Annotated in this window: 20 protein-coding genes; 2 read left to right on the top strand and 18 right to left on the bottom strand. The window is 67.2% G+C overall.

What is annotated here, in order from left to right; translation table 11 throughout:
* Positions 1 to 91: 91 nt before the first annotated feature.
* The 16 genes from FYX01_RS00435 to FYX01_RS00505 all read right to left on the bottom strand — a co-directional run bounded on the left by FYX01_RS00435 (position 92) and on the right by FYX01_RS00505 (position 13,276).
* Positions 92 to 970: an ArdC-like ssDNA-binding domain-containing protein gene (locus FYX01_RS00435; RefSeq protein WP_223830227.1), complete on the bottom strand. Its 879-nt coding sequence runs from the start codon at positions 968 to 970 to the stop codon at positions 92 to 94.
* Positions 971 to 1,103: 133 nt separating this feature from the next.
* On the bottom strand, positions 1,104 to 1,478 hold the full coding sequence (locus FYX01_RS00440; protein ID WP_150236391.1) for a hypothetical protein: 375 nt from the start codon (positions 1,476 to 1,478) through the stop codon (positions 1,104 to 1,106).
* Positions 1,479 to 1,514: 36 nt separating this feature from the next.
* On the bottom strand, positions 1,515 to 1,853 hold the full coding sequence (locus FYX01_RS00445; protein ID WP_150236392.1) for a hypothetical protein: 339 nt from the start codon (positions 1,851 to 1,853) through the stop codon (positions 1,515 to 1,517).
* Between the two features lie 482 nt (positions 1,854 to 2,335).
* Positions 2,336 to 4,756, bottom strand: coding sequence for an AfsR/SARP family transcriptional regulator (locus FYX01_RS00450; RefSeq protein ID WP_150236393.1), 2,421 nt, complete (start codon positions 4,754 to 4,756; stop codon positions 2,336 to 2,338).
* A 7-nt stretch (positions 4,757 to 4,763) separates the two neighbouring features.
* Positions 4,764 to 5,174, bottom strand: a complete 411-nt coding sequence (locus tag FYX01_RS00455; protein WP_150236394.1) for a pilus assembly protein TadG-related protein — start codon at positions 5,172 to 5,174, stop codon at positions 4,764 to 4,766.
* Entirely contained in the window at positions 5,171 to 5,593 is a 423-nt protein-coding gene (locus tag FYX01_RS00460; RefSeq protein WP_150236395.1) for a TadE/TadG family type IV pilus assembly protein, read from the bottom strand. The genes FYX01_RS00455 and FYX01_RS00460 overlap by 4 nt, the downstream gene beginning before the upstream one ends.
* Positions 5,590 to 6,000 carry a TadE/TadG family type IV pilus assembly protein gene (locus FYX01_RS00465; RefSeq protein WP_150236396.1) on the bottom strand — a complete coding sequence of 137 codons (411 nt, stop codon included), beginning with the start codon at positions 5,998 to 6,000 and terminating at the stop codon, positions 5,590 to 5,592. The genes FYX01_RS00460 and FYX01_RS00465 overlap by 4 nt, the downstream gene beginning before the upstream one ends.
* Before the next feature lie 4 nt (positions 6,001 to 6,004).
* Positions 6,005 to 6,172 (bottom strand): hypothetical protein, encoded by a 168-nt coding sequence (locus tag FYX01_RS25945; RefSeq protein WP_190394123.1) that lies wholly within the window; start codon positions 6,170 to 6,172, stop codon positions 6,005 to 6,007.
* Between the two features lie 19 nt (positions 6,173 to 6,191).
* Positions 6,192 to 6,884 (bottom strand): type II secretion system F family protein, encoded by a 693-nt coding sequence (locus FYX01_RS00470; RefSeq protein ID WP_223830228.1) that lies wholly within the window; start codon positions 6,882 to 6,884, stop codon positions 6,192 to 6,194.
* 206 nt (positions 6,885 to 7,090) lie between these two features.
* The gene (locus tag FYX01_RS00475) at positions 7,091 to 7,966 is read right to left on the bottom strand and encodes a type II secretion system F family protein (RefSeq protein WP_150236397.1); all 876 of its coding nucleotides are present in this window, start codon (positions 7,964 to 7,966) and stop codon (positions 7,091 to 7,093) included.
* Positions 7,963 to 9,270, bottom strand: a complete 1,308-nt coding sequence (locus FYX01_RS00480; protein WP_150236398.1) for a TadA family conjugal transfer-associated ATPase — start codon at positions 9,268 to 9,270, stop codon at positions 7,963 to 7,965. The genes FYX01_RS00475 and FYX01_RS00480 overlap by 4 nt, the downstream gene beginning before the upstream one ends.
* Positions 9,267 to 10,025: a CpaE/TadZ family protein gene (locus FYX01_RS00485; protein WP_150236399.1), complete on the bottom strand. Its 759-nt coding sequence runs from the start codon at positions 10,023 to 10,025 to the stop codon at positions 9,267 to 9,269. The genes FYX01_RS00480 and FYX01_RS00485 overlap by 4 nt, the downstream gene beginning before the upstream one ends.
* Positions 10,025 to 10,669, bottom strand: a complete 645-nt coding sequence (locus FYX01_RS00490; RefSeq protein ID WP_223830229.1) for an SAF domain-containing protein — start codon at positions 10,667 to 10,669, stop codon at positions 10,025 to 10,027. The genes FYX01_RS00485 and FYX01_RS00490 overlap by 1 nt, the downstream gene beginning before the upstream one ends.
* Before the next feature lie 13 nt (positions 10,670 to 10,682).
* Positions 10,683 to 11,222 carry a hypothetical protein gene (locus FYX01_RS00495; RefSeq protein ID WP_223830230.1) on the bottom strand — a complete coding sequence of 180 codons (540 nt, stop codon included), beginning with the start codon at positions 11,220 to 11,222 and terminating at the stop codon, positions 10,683 to 10,685.
* A gap of 241 nt (positions 11,223 to 11,463) precedes the next feature.
* Positions 11,464 to 11,997, bottom strand: coding sequence for a hypothetical protein (locus FYX01_RS00500; RefSeq protein ID WP_150236400.1), 534 nt, complete (start codon positions 11,995 to 11,997; stop codon positions 11,464 to 11,466).
* Positions 11,998 to 12,796: 799 nt separating this feature from the next.
* Entirely contained in the window at positions 12,797 to 13,276 is a 480-nt protein-coding gene (locus tag FYX01_RS00505; RefSeq protein WP_150236401.1) for an ATP-binding protein, read from the bottom strand.
* Between the two features lie 155 nt (positions 13,277 to 13,431).
* On the opposite strand from FYX01_RS00505, the gene FYX01_RS00510 reads away from it, so the two are divergent.
* Both FYX01_RS00510 and FYX01_RS00515 read left to right on the top strand, forming a co-directional pair.
* Entirely contained in the window at positions 13,432 to 14,367 is a 936-nt protein-coding gene (locus FYX01_RS00510) for a helix-turn-helix domain-containing protein (protein ID WP_150236402.1), read from the top strand.
* A complete protein-coding gene (locus tag FYX01_RS00515) occupies positions 14,364 to 14,546 on the top strand; it encodes a DUF397 domain-containing protein (RefSeq protein ID WP_150236403.1) in 183 nt (60 codons plus the stop codon). Before FYX01_RS00510 ends, FYX01_RS00515 begins: the two co-directional genes overlap by 4 nt.
* Before the next feature lie 366 nt (positions 14,547 to 14,912).
* On the opposite strand, the gene FYX01_RS00520 is transcribed toward FYX01_RS00515, so the two are convergent.
* Together FYX01_RS00520 and hisS are read right to left on the bottom strand one after the other, a co-directional pair.
* The gene (locus FYX01_RS00520) at positions 14,913 to 15,752 is read right to left on the bottom strand and encodes a hypothetical protein (protein WP_223830231.1); all 840 of its coding nucleotides are present in this window, start codon (positions 15,750 to 15,752) and stop codon (positions 14,913 to 14,915) included.
* A gap of 5 nt (positions 15,753 to 15,757) precedes the next feature.
* Positions 15,758 to 17,053: a histidine--tRNA ligase gene (gene hisS / locus FYX01_RS00525; RefSeq protein WP_150236404.1), complete on the bottom strand. Its 1,296-nt coding sequence runs from the start codon at positions 17,051 to 17,053 to the stop codon at positions 15,758 to 15,760.
* Between the last annotated feature and the right edge of the window lie 29 nt (positions 17,054 to 17,082).

Genomic DNA, 17,082 nt, shown 5'->3' on the forward strand with positions numbered 1-17,082 from the left:
GGGGCGGGTCCCAAAACCCCCGCGGGTGCCCCCCGCCCCCCCCCCCGGGGGGGGGGGGGGGGGGGGGGCGGCGCCCCCACCGGTCAGGTGCCTAAGCGGCGACGGTGTCAGGCAGCGTGGCGGTGAGCGTGGACACGATCGCGTCGGCGACGGTGAGCACGCGGTCCGCGCTTGCCCGTGCGGTTTCGGCGTCCTTGGCCCAGCCGGCTACGTAGGGCACCGAGTAGGGCAGGCTGTCCAGCCCGGCCATGGCGGTGACCAGGCAGGCGACCGATTCGGCCTCGACCTCTCGCGTGGCGCGTCGGATGTCGCGTGTGTCGTGCTCGCAGGCGATGTGTGCCAACTCGTGTACCAGCGTCTTGACCGCCTGGGCATCGTCGACGTCTTCACGCACGCGCACGGTGCGGGTTTCGAAGTTCACCCATCCGTTGGCGGGTGCGGTGTCGCCGCGTTCGATCGTGTAACCGCGCCTGGTGATCTGGTCGGCGATCGTGTCCCACATCTGCGGGGGCGCGGTTCCCTCCAGCACACGCGGTGTGGCGCGGTCGGTGTCGGGGAGCGGTTCGCCGTCGGTCTGGGAGACGTCGAACACCGACACCACCGTGAAGGAGCGCACCGTATAGCGCGGGTTACCGTCATCGTCGGTGACCGGTTCGCCGTCGTCACCGCGCACGCGGTAGCGCACCGGTGCGAAGATCCGGATACCGCGCTCACCGCGCTTGACGTACCTCCCGACGTTCTTCCACTCGCCGTAGGGGCGAACGTCGGTGGCGTGCTCGTTCTGGGCAACGATCATCAACAGGTTGCCGAGCGAGTAGCGGCGCAGCCACGCGCGCGAGCGGATCAGGGCGCGCCATCCCTCTTCGGTGGTGAGGGACTCCACGGAAGCGGTCAGCGTGTCGTGCGCCGCACGCAGCCGCTCCTGTCGCTGTTCGGGGGTGAGCTGCTTTCGCTTCTTCCTGGGAGCCATAACGGATCCAATCGGGAAACGTTTCTTTGCGGGTACAGGTCACAACCCACCAGGCATGAAATGCCGCGTGGGTTATGGACAGAAACCGGGGATATGGGGTGTCGCCGATGGGACGGCGACACCCCAGGTCGCCCTATTCGTCCGCGCGGTATGCGGACAGGTCGGAGACCTCTTCGCCGTCGGGCCCGTACAGACAGGACGCGAGGTATTCGGCGTTTTCGTCGCACCACGCCAGCTGTTCGGGTGTGTAGTTCGCGAGGTATTCGGCGTCGCTCTCACTCGGGACCGTGGTCAAGAAACCGATGGCGTTACGCGCCACGGTGTCCTCGGAAGCACCGACAGGGCTTCCCAGGTCGCCACCTGCGAAGATCAGCGTGCTTCCGCAGTACAGGCGGTATGACCAGCGCTCCCGGGGAGCGGGTGACCAGTCGCGGGGGTAGAACCCGCCCGGTTCGATGATCAGGGTGTGAGGTTCAGGCGTGAATCCGGAAAGGACGAAGTTCGACATGGCACATCACCCGTGGTGTCGCGGATTTACGGATTCTCAGCAGTTCTCGACACGCACGCCACCGCGCGGACCGAAGTACACGCAGCGGTCGGGATAGTCGAGGCATTCGGGAGACGCGTACAGGTGAATGCACGAATCCTCATCGACGGCGGGGGTGAGAACCGATTCCGGGTCACGGTTGACGTAGCGGAACGTCTGACGCCAGGAGCAACCGGAACGGAACCGGTCGGACAGGGCGTCCTTCGCCTCTTGGATGGACCCGAACTGTTCCAGGTCGCTTTCCAGGTCGGACAGCGTGTATCCGCTACCGCCGTGCCATACGCCATACCAGGGGGACATAGAAATCTCTCCCGTGCGAGCGTTTTGCTTGGTCACTTAATTGATACCCACGACAGCGAAGCAAAACACCCGAAGGGAAGGTTTTTCTTGGCATTCTTCACAGGCCAAAAGGAGTCAGACACAAAGACATGAAGAGTGATACCAAGACGATAAGAAGCAAAGACAATAAAGCAGAACAGGAAAGGGAGGTGCAACAATACAAAAGAAACAATCAACCACACAGGATATGCGGTGGAAATAATAGAAGCCATCGCCTCAAGAAGCGATGACAGGCCCGCAGAGAGTTTGGTGGTAAGCCTGCGGCACCTGTCGGGAGGAGCTCGGGTACACCGCCAAGGCCCTCTACCTGGGAATATGCGTACGCAGACCTGTGCCCGCCATGAGGGCACACCGAAGAGCATCCCGACAGGCGAAGCGGAGGGCACCGCAGGAAAGGAAATCTTAATTCAGAAAAGAATGCCCGCCCCTGACCGCTGGACAGCGGACAGCGGACATCAAAGCTGAGAGCCGAGTTTCACTCAGGATGATGCTTCAGCTTCTGCGAGCGCTGACCTGTGAGCTTCCCGCACCCGCTCGGCAGATTTACTGTCTGCCTTTTCATCATATGTTTTGGCCAGCGCTTGCGCCGCCTCGGCAGCGGTCGGATCTATTCGGAGCGCTCTTTGCAGCATCGAGATCGCTCGCCGCGGTTCCGCTTCCCCGGCACATGTGGTCAGCGTGGTGACCAACTGGTCCCGGATACGTGTGCGGACTCCTTCGGCCCACACGTAGTCGGTGTGGACGGCGAAGTCGTCGTCGAACATGGCCGCGGCGGTGGTCACGAGCGTGGCGGCGTCCTCGCTGTGGGCGGCCTCCTCCAGAAGCTGCTCGATCCGCCACAGATCACACACCACCAAGTCGCGGTTGAGCTGGTAGAGGTCTCCGTCGTGGGTGATGACGCGACCGCCGTCCTCGCCCAGGAGGGGGCGGCAGGCCGTGCGTACGGCGGTGCAGGCGTCGTGGAATCTCCTGATACCCCGATGAGGGGCGTCATGCGGCCACATGGCGTCCACGGCCGCTTCCAGGCGCACCCCTGCGGGATGGGTGGCCAGGTAGGCCAGGACCTCGTAGGCGGCTCTGCGATGTGGGCGGACTTGTTGGCCGTGCACGGCCAGGGTGATACGGCCGAGCACGGTCACCGAGACCGCACGCGTCCGCGTGGCCGTGCTTTCCTCTGAGGACGGTGGTGGACTGGCGGATTCAGGGGTTCTCGGCTCGGCCTCGTGGTCGTGGTCCTGTTCGGCGGCGTCGTCGGGAGCGGTGGTGCTCTGGTGGGTCAGAGCCTGGTGCAGGTCCGCGGAGGTGGTGGGCGCCCATCGGTGGCCGACTATGTCGGTGAAGGGCTCGTCAGCGTGGGCGATGGTGCCGTCTGCGTCGATCGTGCAGGTCGCACCGGCGCCATCCGGCCAGGCCCCGAGCAGGACGGCGCTGAGAGGGGCACGTCCGGTGTGGGAGAGCAGGGAGGTGATCTCCTTGGCGACGGCGGTGTCAGCTCGCGTCAGCAGCACGAACTGGGGTCCGCCCAGAGCTTCGGGTTTGTCCTCTTCTTGCTCGTCCTCCGCTCGATGGCGGGCGAGGACCTGGAGCTGGAGCAGGGTGATGGCGTCTTCGACCGAGTCGGTGACCATCACGGGGGCGTCCTCGCTCAGTTGTGGAGGGCGCCGTGTGTCTTCCAGGAGGGTGCGCAGGTCGGCACCGGTAACGACGACGGTGAGGTCGCTTTCCGCGGTCTCCAGGGCTCTGGCAAGAAGTGTGCGGGCGGCCCCCTGCGCTCCTGGGCCGGTGACCCCCAACCCGGGAGCGCGTGCCAGGTCGATCAGCGCCAGGTCCTTGCCGGCCTTGTGGCCATCGCCGGCCCTGGCAGGTGCGGTGCTTCGGGACGAGGCCTCCACTGTGGTGTGTTCGTCGTCTGCTTCCTCGTCATCTCCGCCGTGCTGCGCTGGAAGGAGTTCGCGGCGCCGTTCGATGACCATTCCGGCCAGGACACCGGCCGCACCGGTGGTCATCGCCAGGACCAGTCCGCTCGGTAGGGACAGTCCCACAGCAGGGCCTTGGACGTCTTCGGCGTTTTCTTCGGCACCGGTGCTGTTGGATTCGGCGGGCGTATCCGGCTCTGTGGGCGGTGTGACGAGCACGCTGTAGGAGATCTCGACCCGGCGCTGTTCGGCGGCGTCGTCGGTGTCGAGCAGGTTGCTGTCACCCTCGCCGTGCACCTCGATCACCATGTCCTGTCCCAGGTGCGTACGCAACGCCTTCGCGACTGCCTCCGCACGCCGTTCGGACAGGTCGAGGTTGTAGTCGGAGTCGCCCGCGGCATCGGTGTGCCCCGTGACGATGACCGGTAGCTCCGGAGCGCCGTGCTGAGCAATGAGGTCAGCGGTGGCTTTCACGTCCTCGGTCATCTCCTCGGTGAGCCCGGCCGAGTCGTACCCGAAGCTGTCGATGAGGCGGGAGCGGTCCACGATGAACGGCTCCGCAGAGCTTTCCCGTTCGGACTGGTCCTGCTCGTCCTCCGCCCCTTGGGGAGTCTCTGCCGCTACAACGGGTGTCGGCGCTGCCTGTGCAACCGCCGGAGAGACGGTGACGGCGCCCAGGGTGGTGGCGGCGAGCAGCTGGAGTGGCCGCAGGAACCGCACCTGAGTGCGCTGTCGGCGCAGACGGCCAATGGCCTCAACGGCCAGAACGATCGAATACAGCCCCCAAAGGGACCAGAGCAGAAGGAGTAGGACAGCAGTGCCCACGCCTTCGGGGAGGCGGCCACTGCGCAGGTGCACTTCCAGACTGGTCGGAGACAGATCGAGTTCAGGCCAGGTCAGAGTGGTGGCCAGCCATGGCAGTCCGGCGAGCAGGGCGAGGGTGGTCACGAGTGCGGCGAGCTGGCGAAGGCGCTGATGTGTCATGGGTGCCTCACGGCGTGGTGGGTTCGGTGACCGGGGTGGCGCTCGCTGTCCCGGACGCGGTGCGCGGGCCCAGCGGGAGCAGGCGGAAGGTGTAGACACTCTGTGCGGTGACGGTGATGACGTCGCCGTCCACCGTTGCGGTGCCGTGGATCCCGGCCTCTGCGAGGAAGTCGTTCGCGGCCGAGACCGCGGCGGCGGGGTCCAGGGCCACGGTGCCGTCAGCCCGGTAGGCGGCCAGGTCGATCTGCTGAGCTCCCGCACGTGCCGCCTCCTGGGCGAGCTGCAGGGTGCGGTTGCGCTCGCTCAGGGCTCCGCCGACGTCGAACACGAACGCCACCAGCAAGAGCAGGGCGGCGGCCATGACGATGAGGAACGCGGTCGCCTGTCCTCGGTCGTCGTGGGAGTCGGGGTACCTCATGGCGTGCTCCGATAGGTGTCCACCACCGACGCCGCGGTTCCTTGAACGGTGCGTGTGCCGGGCACTCCCAGGCCGACCAGGTCGGACAGGTCCGCATGACAGGCGAAGGTCACAGACACCGTGGCCCCCGGAGCGAGTCCGCCCGTGTCCACCGACAGGTCGTAGGCTGCGCAGCTCAGGGCGTGCGTACGCACCGCCTGCGCGGCTGCGCTCTGGGCCGCTGTGCGGGCGGCGGCCGGAGTGCGTTCCAGGGTGGCGGCTCGGGCGGCGGCGTGCGCCGCGGCGTCAGCGGCCATACCCGCCGTGACCAGTCGGTGGGCGAGCAGCACCAGCATCGCGATCAGGATCAGGACCGGGGTGAGCAGGGCCAGTTCCGCAGATGCCGATCCCCGGTCCTCTGCGTTGCTGTGGCGGATCATGGGCCACCGCCGCTGGGTGGTGTGTGGTGTTCGACGGGCCCGGAGACCGCGGTGCGCACGGGCCAGTCCAGGCCGGGGATCATCGTGGGCACCTGTGCACTCACCTGGACGGTGACGGTGGTGTCAGTGCGCTGCACGGTGATGGCCATGTCGTGGAGCAGGTCACCGCGTAGTTGGTCCGCGACCTCGTCGGCACGCGCGTGCCCGTCGGCTTCGGTCGCTCCCAGGGTGCGGGCCGCTGCTTGTCCGTGCTGGGCGATGGTCTGGGTGACCTGACTGGCGTGAGCCCACAGGGCGACCTGGACCACGAGCACCAACAGCAGCAGCATCAGCGGGGTGGCGACCACCAGCTCGGCGCTGCCCCGGTCCTGGTCGGGGTCGGTGTGGTGCGGGAGGAGGCCACGCATCGGCCTATCCGAGGCTGATGGACTCGGCCCACCCGAGGACCGCGTCGGAGATGAGGGCCAGAGCTCCGACGGCGAGGATGACCAGGGTGGCGATCACGGCGACGGCTTCGGTGGAGTAACCGTCATCAGAGCCTCTGCGAGGGCGGTCAGGGAGGTTGGGAAAAGGGAACATCGTCTCCTCCGGGTCGGGTTCACACGCTGGTGAGGATCAGGTGCAGGGCGGGGTAGCCGATCAGGACCAGGAATCCCGCGAACAGCAGGACCGTGGGCAGGCTCATCCGCTCGGTGGCCGACTGGGCCTCGGCCTCCAACTCGGCGAGGTGCTGCGTACGCAAGGACGTGGCCTTGGCCGAGAGACTGGCGCGAACCCGTGCTCCGTCGGCCCCGGCCAGGCGCAGGCTCGCGGCCAGTTCGGTGGCGGCGGGAACGTCGTAGCGCTCGCCCAGCTCTTCCAGGGCGGTCCAGGCGGGCTGGTGTTGGATGGTGGCGGTGTACAGGGCGGTGCGGATACGCCGCATGGCCCAGGTGTCGCTGGCCCGGGTGGCGTCGTCCAGAGCACCGGTGACTCCGGCTCCTCCGGCCAGGGAGATGACCACCAGGTCGCAGACCGCGGCGATGGTGTGGCGCATCTGCTCGGAGCGTTCCCGGGCCTGGTCGCGCACCTCCAGGTCAGGTGCCATCCACAGCACCGCGGCGAACACGGCCCAGGCCAGCAGTCCGAACAGAGGTGACAGCGACAGCCCCAAGGCCGTGAAGATCGTTCCGAGCAGTGGCGGGACCACCAGGGCGAGAGCGGCCATGGCGGCTTTCTGGGACAGGTAACCGGGCACGTCACGGTCGCACGCGGTCAGGCGTTGGCGTGTGCGCTGGGTCGGCAGCCCCACAGCGGCCAGGACAGGTACCGCCGGCGCGCCGAGCCTGCGCGACCACCCCGGCTTTGAGGCCTGTTCGTGAGAGGGGGCGGGCTCGGCAGGCGGTGACGGGTCCTGCAGTAGCTCTGCCAGGGACGGCCGGGACAGGCGAGGCAGAAGGGCGAACCACAGCCCTGCGGCGAGCAGGCATCCGCCCATTGCGGCCAGGACGAACGGGTTCACGCCTCCACCTCCTGTGCCTGCCGTTCCTGGTTCTCCTGGGCCAGCACCCGTGGTCCCAGGTCGGTGCGGGCCAGCCGGGAGAGCCACACCAGACCCACGGCCCACAGCACGCCGATGAGCACGAGCACGAGTTGGCCGATGCCGGTGTCGTAGGGGGCGAGGTAGTCCGCGTTGACCAGGGCGAGAGCGACTGCCAGGGCCAGGGTGGTGGCGGCGATGATGCGCGCCGAGGTACGTACCCGGGCGCGGGTCGCTGCGGTCCGGACCAACATCGCGGCCTGCTCCCGAGCGGCTTGGGCCAGGCTGGACAGCAGCCCGCCGAGATCGGCGGCGTGGCGGCTGGCCGCGCTGGACAGTGCCGCCACCACCAGGTCCGCGGTGGGCACGTTCACCCGGGTCGCGAACCGGTGCAGGGCGTCCTCGGGTGGCACGCCCTGTTGGAGTTGCTCAGCCAGGTGGGCGACGTCGGCGCGGATCGGTGCGGGAGCGGTGGGGACGGTGTGGGCGATCGCCTGGTGCAGGCCCGCGGCTCCGGCCATGAGGTCGCGGATCTGCTCGGCCCACCCCGCGACCGCCTCCACCTGGGCGACACGGGCGGTGTGGTCGTGGTCGGGTCCCAGCAGGCGCGGCAGCCACCACGTTCCGGCCGCCGCCAGGACTCCCGCGACAGGCCATCCGGTGATGACGCCGACCACCGCCCCGACCAGGACCGTGGAAGTCCCTTGGAGTACACGGGCTCGGGGCGTTCCCTCCGGGAGAGTGCGCGGCCCCTTTCTCCGAGGCAGGCGCTGCACGGCCAGCAGGAGCAGGAGCCAGGCCCCCGCACCCAGCAGCAGACCACCCGCTCCCCCGAGCACCAGTGCCGCCGTCACCGCCGGCGTCCGTTCACCGTGCTGGGAGCCGCCACCAGCCGGGCCACGTCGAACCCCGCCGACTGCAGTGCCCAGCCTGTTTCCGGGCTCGGCGGCGCGGCCGACACCTTCTCCCCGCGTTCGTACCGGTAGATCTCGTTGGAGATCACCTGTGCACCGTCCGCGCCGACCACCTCGCGGACGCTGGTGACGCGCCGGCCCCCTGTCGGGGTGGCGGAGACGTGCACCACCAGGTGCACTGCGGCGGCCACCAACAGGGAGGTCGCCTCCAGGGGAAGCCGGTCGGAGAGGGCCGCGTACGCGCCCAGCTTGGTGAACGCCCCCTGGGAACTGGCCGCATGCAGGGTGGTCAGGGATCCGTCGTTGCCCTGGGACATCGCGGTCAGCAGCGGCACGGTCTCGGATCCGCGGGTTTCACCGACGATGACGCGGTCCGGGGACATCCGTAGGGCCGCCCGGACGAGGTCGGCGACGGTGACCTCTCCCCTCCCCTCGGTGTTGGGTGGACGGGAGTGCAGGGCGACCGCGTCCGGGTGAGCGGCCTTGTCGCGTTCGAGGGCGAGTTCGGGCACGTCCTCGATCGTCACCACCCGCTCCTCCGGAGGCACCTCGGTGGCCAGGGCACGCAGCAGGGTGGTCTTGCCCGCGCTCGTTCCGCCGGTGATGACGATGTTGCGCCGTGAGCGCACCGCGGCCTGTAGCAGGTCGACCAGAATCCGGTCGAGGGTCCCCAGGCGCCGCAACTGGCCCAGTCCGGTGGTGCGGTAGCGGTGGCGGCGGATCGACACCGCGGGCTGATGGGAGACGTCGAGGATGGCGTTGAGACGGGACCCGTCGGCCAGGGCCATGTCCAGAATCGGAGCGGCCGGGTCGAAGCGCCGCTCCCCGGTCGGGGAGTCAGCGGCGATCCGACGTACCAGGGCCACCAGTTCCTCGGGACTGTCCACGATCGGTGGAAGCTGTTCGCGTCGCCCGTCGGCGTAGCGCACCCACACCTGTGTTCCGGTGAGGTTGACGTTCTCGATCTCGGAGTCCTCCAGGAGGGCCTCCAACGGGCCGAGCCCACACACCCGTGCCAGCACCTGCCGGGCGATGGCCTCCTCAGCAGGACCGTCCAGCACAAGCTCTCCGGAGGCGAGGGCACGGCTGGCCCTCTCATCGAGCACCTGGCGGACGACCCTGCGGGCCAGGGCCCGGTACTCCTCCCCCTCGACCGGCTCGGTGTCCGCCGCACGTGTGCTCAGACGCCGGGTCACCTCCCTGGTGACCTCCCGGACGTGCACTGCCGTCATGTCGTCGCTCATGGCACCTCGCCGAGAAATCTCGCCACTGTGGGATCCACCGGGTCCGTGGTGGTCGATCGTGCCTGTTCTGCGAGGGTGCGGCCGAGGGCACGCGCCTCCCTGATCAGGGGGCGGCGGTGCGGACGGCGCACCTCTCCCTGGTTCTGGAGGAAAGCCGCGGTCCGAGCATCCTGCGGCAGCTTCGCCCACACGGGCAGTCCCACCGCTTCGCTGATCTCCGCGCTGCTCCTGGACGGGTCGACCACGGCCAGTCCCAGGCGGAGACACCGGGTTCTCAGACCCGCTGCGGCTTCCCTGACCCGTTTGAGGTGCGCGACGTCGCCCGAGGCTACGAGCACCGCCACGTCAGCGGCTTCCAGGAGGGCGGAGGATGCCGCGTCCGGAACCACACGGCCCAGGTCCGCCACCGCCACCCGGTCGCTTTTCAGCACTTTGGGGTTCTGGGCCAGCAGTCCCACCGCTCCGGCCGTACGGTCAGCCGTCGACGGCGCCGCACACACCCGCAAACCACCGGGCAGCACCTGGGAGCACGCCATGGTGTCGACGGTCTCGTGGTCCTGGCCGCTCCGGCTGGCCGCTGCCAGGTCCACCACTCCGGGCCAGACCGGGAGACGCCACCACGTGGCGACATCACCCCCGGAAGTGTCCGCTTCCACCATCCACACCGGCTCCGGCTCGGGCCATGTGCCGGCCAGCGCGAGTGCCAGGGTGGTGACACCGGGAGCACCTGCCAGGGAGAACACCGCGATCAGCATCAGTCGCCTCCGTGCGGAGTCTGCACCAAGGAGACCTGCTCCTCGGCCGCGGCGCGGGCGAGCTGGGAAGCATGGGTGCCGTCTACCACCAGGTCCACGAGCACCTCACCGCCCACCTCATCGGTCAACGGGGTGAGGGTCTGCACCAGCGCGGGGAAGGAGGACGTACCACTCTCTCCACCGGTGATGACCACCGTCACCTGCGATCCCGTGCGTACCGAAGAGGGGATCCGTCCCGCGGTGAGCCGCACTCCGACGGTGGCCTGGCCGGGGTCGAGTTGCTCTCCGTCCGCCCCGAGGACCGCATCCGACAGCAGGGCTCCCTCGGCGACCGGGAGGGTGAGCGTGGCACCCACCACCTGCTCGATCTCGGAGACCGTCGGCAGATCCTCGGCGCCGGCCAACTCGACCACCCATACATCGGCGGAGGTGACCACGTGCCCGGCCGGAAGGTCCCCTGAGGCGACCAGCACGGGCGTCCGTTGGTCCACCTGGCCGAGTGCGAGCACCACGGCGGTGGCTCCGACGACCATGAGCGCCACCGCGGCGACCAGCGATCGCCACCGGCGAGTGCCGCGACCGGACAGACGCACCGGTTCTTGCGCATCGTTGCCGCTGGCGCGGGGGTCGACTGTGGTTACCACGATGCTTCCTTCCTCATGTCACCACTCCTGAGGACTCGACCACCCGCACGTTCATGGACGTCTCGGTCTCCAGGGCCGGGAGGGTGCCACCGTCTCCGTCAGAGCTGGACCACTCCACCTCCCACGACATGCGGGCGGTCAGCTCGTAGCTGCTGCTGGCGAAGGTGTAGGTGTGCCCGCAGTCCGGAGAAGGCTCCGCCGGGTCGTGGACCTGGGGATCGTAGGCGGTACCGGGGCCGTCGCACTCCACGGTCGTACCGTCCCCCATCGACCAGGACACCGACGCGGGGGTAGCGGTCACCGTCACCGATCCGCCGGGCACACTCGCGGTGGCCGTCTCCTCCTGCCAGTCGCTGGAGGAGATCCACATCCATACGGGGACGTGTACGAGCACGGGTGTGTCCGCGCCCGGCGACATCGAGATCTCCGGAGAGGAAAGCTGGAACGCCGCGTGAGCCGCGTACGCCAGGGATTCGAAGTCGACCTCTTCCTCGGCTTCCTCACCACCGCCGCCTCCGACGGTGGCACTGCACCGGGCCGTGAGGCCGTCCACTTCGCACGCGGGTTCCGCGGAGGCCGACTCCGTACCGTCAGAGGACCCCTCGGGCACGGGTTGTCCTCCGTCGCCGGAGCTGCCGGTGTTCCCTCCCCCGGACTCAGCTGAGACGTCGCATCCGGGACCGCCGGAGGATCCGCATTCCACCTGACCGCCGAGGAAGTCCGGATCCGCCCAGACGAGTCCTGGCGACGCGAGAAGCACCGCTGCCGCCCCGACTGCGATGAGCAGGATTCTTTTATTGTCCATCACACGATCCGATTTCCCAGATGCGCAGGTCGGCGACCTTCCAGGAAAGCCCGTCGAAGGACACGCTGGCATCCACTCTGCGAAGTACCGGTGATTCCGGGGACGGCTCTACCAGCTCTCCTGAATCAGCGTCTTCCCGCAGCCATGAGGTCGAGTCCATGCAGTCCTCGATCTCCACATAGGTTTCCTCTGCCGAGAGCACCTCAGGGGAGAACTCCGGCTCGCCCCGGGCGATCACGCCCTCGTCCTCCTCAGCGACCAGGCCGTGCTCCACGAGCGCCAGAGCGTCTCCGGCGGCGTACAGCTCCAGGTCTGAGTAGTCCGGCTCCTCGTTCCGGGCCTCTTCGACCAGCACGTTCCACATGGACTCGTAGGCTTCAAGGGCGAGCTCTTCGCCTGACGCCTGCTCAGAAGGCTCCGGCGACTCGCTGGGCCCGGGCTCGGGAGTGGGCCCGCTCTCCCGTGGGCTGCATCCGATGAGGAGCATCCCGAGCACGATCACTCCGGTTACGTGAAGCCTCATCGCACCTCCAGGACCCCAGCGACTCATCACTTGGAGTGACGAGGCTAGTACTGCAGGGCCCGCATTCCAATATGTAGTCCGACTGGAACTGGGAGCCGATAGAGATTACTCACCAAAGAGTAAGGTTTCATCGCGAACCCTGGGATCCGACATTCATGTTCTCCCATTTCTCCAGAGAACTGACACAGGAACACGAAAGGCGCCTCACCTGCTTTTATGCAAGAGGCTAGGCGCCCGTCTGTTCGTGCATATCCTTTTTTCGAGGTCAGACGGCCGAGGAAGGCGGTACGGCCTTCAGCGCGCTCAGCGAAGCCTTCCGATCATGAGTCAACCGTGCGAGACGAGGGGGAAGGCGCTCGGCTCCCGACACCTCCTCGTCTCCCACACCAGGAAGGGCTGGCGGGGCACGGAGTACCGACGGATGTCTGCCGGGTCGTCCATCCGGATCGGAGGAGGGTGCGGTACCGGCCCAACAGAGCGGTGTCCCGTGACAGGCACGAGAGGAGCGATTCCCTGACGGTGTCGCCCCCTGGGAGGGGAGAACACCTGGCTCAGCCAGTGGATTAACGGGGGGATAGGGTTCATGCGGCAGCGCTCCCTACAAGTGTTGTCCATACCCCGGGGCCGGTCGCACGGCTGCCGGGGGCTCTTGCGTTGAGGTGGATTCAGGCGTTCCCGGTGGGAGAAACTGCTCGCCCTTACGGGCCTCGACCATCGGGAGGGTCCGTACCTCGCCGTCGCACCGCACGGCGCGCTCGTCGGGCCGGACTTGCGTGTTGCGTGAGCTGGGTGGGCGGCTCTACGCCGCCGAACCGGTGAAGGTGTCCGCGTCCGGCATGGCGAAGCGCATGAGCACTTCCTTGCCCTCAGCGAAACCGGCTCGGGTGGTACGCACCCAGCATTCGTCGTCACAGGCGACTCGCACGAGGAACAGTCCTCGGCCGTGCTCCTGCATCAGGTCAGGGCCATCCCGCCTCGCCAGGAGCCCTCGCAGCAGTCCGGCCGTACACGCGTCACCGTCGAAGACTCCCACCCACAGGGCGTGGTCATCGAGATAGATCTGCAGTCGCCAGGGCTTGCACGAGTAGCGCTCGGAGTTGGCGACGAGTTCCGCGACGGCCTCCCCGATCTGAAGCGCCTGGTCGGGAAAGACGTCGAAGGCACTCAGAAGCGAGTGGGTCGTTCTGCGGGCGAGCCGGGCGGGCAGGCAGCGCTCCAGCAGCTCCACGCTGCAGATGCGCTGCTCCGGGGTCGGGAATCGGATCAGGTTGGCAGGCACGCCAAAGAGCGTTGGCGCACCTCCGCTTGTTTCCACGACAAGCGCCTCCAAGAGAGATTCCTTCACTCCGTGCTCGCACGGAGTGCTTACTGCTACTATCCACGGCATCACACCCTTTGGCAACCACCTAAGGCAATATTGCCTATGGATTGAAGATGGAGCGAAGCGGCGGGAAGATAGCGACTGACGAAGAGAGGACGCCCGTGCCGTCAGACACCACCCCGACGTTCAGACGCCTGCTCCTGGGCCGTGAGCTCCGAGAGCTGAGAGAGACCAAAGGGCTCACTGCCAAGGCCGTCAGCAGCGAGATGGAAGTGGCCGCTTCCTGGGTCACCCGCATCGAGAACGGCCAGCGCGGCATCCAGATCAGAGATCTCAAGCGCCTGTTCGAGCTGTACGACCTTGGCGACGAGAGGAAGAAGGAGAAGCTCCTCGAACTGGCTCGACAGGCAAAGCAGCAGGGATGGTGGGAGCCCTACAAGAGCACCCTTCCGCCCAGGTACGCCGACTACGTCGGTCTGGAGTCCTCCGCCTGCTCCATCCGCAACGCTGAGGTGATCGTCGTCCCGGGGCTCCTCCAGACAGAGGACTACGCCCGTCACCTACTCACGCACGGAATGCACGACTTCACCTCCGAAGAGGTGGAGAGCCGTCTCCGTGTGCGGTTGCAACGTCAACAGAATCTGCTGGACCGTCCTGAGGAGACCTGCCTGGACGCCATCCTCGATGAGGCTGTCCTGCGGCGACAGGTCGGTGGACCAGGCATCATGCGGGAACAGCTCGCACATCTGCTCAGCAGCGCGGAACTGGGCAACATCACCCTCCGGGTTCTCCCTCTGGCATCTGGCGTGCACGCTGGGGCGAGCGGAAGCTTCGTCATCCTGGACTTCCCCGGCGCCGCCATGGACCCCATTCCCTACATCGAGACGGTTGCCGGGGATCTGTACCTGGAGAAACGCAGTGACATAGAGACCTGTGAAGCGACCTGGAGCTACCTGAAGAGCCAAGCCCTCCGTCCCGCGGAGTCGGTGGCGACGGTCGCTGAGATCATGAAGACCTACGAGGCACCGAACGCAGGGAGTGGATCATGAACCTGGACAAGGCCGACTGGTACAAGTCGAGCTACTCGCAGAACCAGGGGCAGTGCGTCGAGGTCGCACAGCTACCCGAACTCGTGGCAGTCCGCGATTCGGTGCGCCCGGGAGGTGGAGCCCTCGCGTTCCCTGGTGAGGAGTGGGCTGCCTTCCTGGATGAGCTGAAGTCCTGTTGAGGGATTTGCCCCAACGGCCTTTCGGGAGGGCCAGATCAGGTTTAGGCGGTAGCACTGTCCGTGAGGCAGGTTGAGGTGCCGCGCTGCACAGGCACCGATCGTGGAAGTGGGCTCCTTCGCCACCGGGCTGCGCCGCGACCATAACGCGGCCGCTTCACCGCATCCGTGTCAGAGCCACTTTTCGAACGACGTTGACAGCACTCTGAGAGCCGCCCGAGCCGCTCACCCGGCCCTGCTGTCGCCGCTGAGGTTCGACAGCTTCCATGGCGATGTCCGCGGTGCGAGACGAGGTGTCCCACCCGTCACTGAGCAAGGCCTGCCGCACGCGACTACTACGGCGAGGGCACCCTTTTCGAGGTTACGAACTCAGAGATCCGACTCCCGTAGTAATCGTGTGCCTTCCCGATGAGCATGGTCGGCCTGAGCGGTTCTCTCGCCTCGCCTGCGCGCCCCCAACACACGGTTCGCACACACCCACACACGACTGATGATCCCGTCCCGGGTGGACAGGACATGCCACCGCTGCGTGATCTCGCCAGCCAGCCCTGGAACACGGTAGGAGGCCTCCCAGAGCTTGGCCGCGTCCAGTCCTCTAGGCATACGACCCCAGCTATCCCAGTCGAACAGGAACAACCGCGGGCCCGTGATGTTCCCCCAGTGCAGGTCACCGTGTCCGATAACCCAGTCGGACACGGTGGTGTCGGCGCACGCCCCGAAGGCTTGGGTGATGGAACGGTCGATGTCCTCCTGGACGAGCGAAACACGGTCGGTGCTGGTGTCCGCCAGGTTCACCAATGCCGAGTCCAAGGCGTCCCACCAGGTCTCAGACAGCCGGGGGTGCTCGTCCACGATGTAGCCCGCCGACACTGCCCTTTGGTCTACGAACGTCATCTCCTCCGCCCGGCATACGAGATCGCCGAGCTTCCAGTGGATGGCCTGAACGAAGTCGGGCTTGGGAACCCCTCGCACGGTTGTGGAGGCCTCCAAGCCACTGAACTCGCGCGGGAAGATGTCGGCGGGCCGGTGCCAACTGATCCGTGCCCACGTACCTCGACCGGTCGGCATTCCCACCGAGGGGCGTGTCCCCGCAGGGACCTGCTCGGCTTCGATGAGATCGGTCCCGAGCCGTGCTGCTGCGCCTTGAAGGAGGTCGCGCCGGAACGTCGGTGAAATCGGCCGTGCGGGATGAAGGGTGGGCGCGGTCAAAAGGGCTACCTTTCGATCAGCTCCTGGAGATGGGAAGCGGCGTTGGCGAGCGGGATGCGGGATTGGTCCCCGGAGAGCATGTCCCGGACGGTGACCTCGCCGGCCTCCTGTTCCTCAGGGCCGTACAGGATGGTGAAACGGGCGTACTGGGCGTTGGCCCACTGGAGCTGCTTGCCGAGCTTGCGTGACGATCCCAGGTAGATGCCCACACGGCGGCCGTGTGAGCGCAGTTCACCCGCCAGGCGCATCAGATCGGCCTCGCCGCCCAGAACGGTCAGAGCGACGTCCAGGCCACGCGGCTCGGAATCCTGAGAATCCTGCATCGCTAGGATGCGTTCGATGCCGATGGACCCACCGCAGGCGGGTGCGTCGGGGCCACCGAGTGAGGCGACCAGGCCGTCATAGCGTCCTCCGGCTGCGACCGCGCCGGGGAAGCCTTCGGCTTCGACCTCCCAGATGGCCCCGGTGTAGTAGTCCAGGCCGCGCACCATGCGGGGAGCGAAAACGACACGGTCCCCCAGGTCGGCGGTCAGGCCCAACAGGCTGTCGATCTCGGCCAGACCCCGTTGCCCACGTTCAGTGGTGGCGAGCTTGGAACGAATGAGCTCTGGATCGTCGGCCGCCACGTCCTCGGCCAGGTTCTCGGCGGTGGACACGTCCAGACCACGTTCGTCGACCAGTTCCTTCGCGACGGCTTGGACACCGATCTTGTCGAGCTTGTCCAGGGTGGCCAGGACCCCGTCCCCGCCGTCCTCGGACACCTCGTAGACCTCCAACAGGCCGCGCAGCGCTTCGCGGCTGTTGATAAGGAAGCGGAAGCGCTCGACCCCCAAGGCGTCGAGACCGTCGGCTATGGCACGCACGATCTCGGCATCGGCCAGTGGGGAGGTCGAGCCCACGGTGTCCACGTCGCACTGGACGAATTCGCGGAACCGGCCTTCCTGGGGGCGGTCGGCCCGCCACACCGGGCCGATGGCGTAGCGCTTGAAAGGCGAGGGAAGTTTGGACCCGTGGGTACCGATAACACGGGCTAGCGGCACCGTATGGTCGTAACGCAGTGCCAGGTCGGGCTGGCCGCTGGCTTCGTGGACACCCCGGCGCAGGATCTTGAACAAGAGTTTGGAGGCCTCTTCACCGTACTTGCCGGTGACCACTTCGATCCGCTCGAAAGCGGGAGTCTCCAACGGGTCGAACCCATAGCGCTCGAAGACCTCGGAGACTGTGGTGATGGCCGCCCTCCTGCGCCTCAGGTCGTCCGCGAGGAAGTCCCGCGTTCCTGAAGGTGCTTGCACCTTAGCCATGGTGATGCCGCTTCCCGTGCCGTTGTGAA

Source organism: Nocardiopsis quinghaiensis (assembly GCF_008638365.1).
Lineage (GTDB): Bacteria > Actinomycetota > Actinomycetes > Streptosporangiales > Streptosporangiaceae > Nocardiopsis > Nocardiopsis quinghaiensis.